Annotated in this window: 1 protein-coding gene; it reads left to right on the top strand. The window is 99.6% G+C overall.

Features of this window, described 5'->3' with window-relative positions; translation table 11 throughout:
- A partial coding sequence (locus JHD64_RS22590; protein ID WP_179765158.1) for a hypothetical protein occupies positions 1-253 on the top strand: 253 nt, incomplete at both ends.

Genomic DNA, 253 nt, shown 5'->3' with positions numbered 1-253 from the left:
CCCCCCCCCCCCCCCCCCCCCCCCCCCCCCCCCCCCCCCCCCCCCCCCCCCCCCCCCCCCCCCCCCCCCCCCCCCCCCCCCCCCCCCCCCCCCCCCCCCCCCCCCCCCCCCCCCCCCCCCCCCCCTCCCCCCCCCCCCCCCCCCCCCCCCCCCCCCCCCCCCCCCCCCCCCCCCCCCCCCCCCCCCCCCCCCCCCCCCCCCCCCCCCCCCCCCCCCCCCCCCCCCCCCCCCCCCCCCCCCCCCCCCCCCCCCC

Source organism: Aquitalea sp. ASV15 (assembly GCF_016429115.1).
Classification (GTDB): domain Bacteria; phylum Pseudomonadota; class Gammaproteobacteria; order Burkholderiales; family Chromobacteriaceae; genus Aquitalea; species Aquitalea magnusonii.
Note: the sequence above shows the minus strand (reverse complement) of the source record. Positions and strands in the feature narration are given on the sequence as shown.